Source organism: Bartonella sp. AC535YNZD, assembly GCF_042196625.1.
Taxonomy (GTDB): Bacteria; Pseudomonadota; Alphaproteobacteria; order Rhizobiales; family Rhizobiaceae; genus Bartonella.
In genome coordinates this window covers 1-585 of record NZ_JBHIQP010000095.1, presented here as the reverse complement: position 1 = coordinate 585, position 585 = coordinate 1, and the positions used below count along the sequence as shown (strand labels likewise).

The following is a 585-nucleotide window of genomic DNA, read 5'->3' as shown; positions in this document are numbered from 1 at the left end:
CTTTCAATGGATTTATTTACAATAAAAAGGCTCTAAAGCCTGTTGATATTTTATCTCCGTTTTTCAAGACAGTTCTGGACTGAGTTGAGATGGTAGATTGAGAAAACAATCCTGCCATTCCAAGTAAAGGCAAGGATGACAGATTGTTGATCATCACAAGAAAGACTTAAGGCTGGCATTTGCGACTATTTTTATATTTTTTACAAAAAGGGCTGTTTAAGCGCTTCTTGACACTGCGCTGTGGTATGACAGCACCTGGACGACAAGCCGGAAGGTTTTCGGCTCTAAAAGTATAACATGGCCCTCCCGCTCTTGCTACCTCTTCATCTTTATAGCGAAACCCTGATTGAAGCATGCAAGCATAAATTGTTGCTTTTGCATTAATGCTCTGCTTTCTGTTTTCTGGATCGACATCATAAGGCGTTGGCATGCCACATTCTAACAAGGCTTTTCCTACCTCTGTAAAATTAGTAACACCATTTTTCTCCCACGCGCTCAAATACCCTCCAGGAGTTTTATTAAACTGACATCCCACTATACTTAATAAAACTATTATACTCAGTAATTTAAACAACATGTTCATTT

The 585-nt window shown here is 38.8% G+C and carries 1 protein-coding gene; it reads right to left on the bottom strand.

Translation table 11 applies throughout. The features are described 5' to 3' along the window. Nucleotides 1–166: 166 nt before the first annotated feature. A complete protein-coding gene (locus ACFIM8_RS09380) occupies nt 167–583 on the bottom strand; it encodes a hypothetical protein (RefSeq protein ID WP_375614859.1) in 417 nt (138 codons plus the stop codon). Between the last annotated feature and the right edge of the window lie 2 nt (nt 584–585).

Bases quoted from the DNA above. Each gene is read 5' to 3' on its own strand.
- ACFIM8_RS09380 (WP_375614859.1), bottom strand. From the start codon at position 583: ATGAACATGTTGTTTAAATTACTGAGTATAATAGTTTTATTAAGTATA.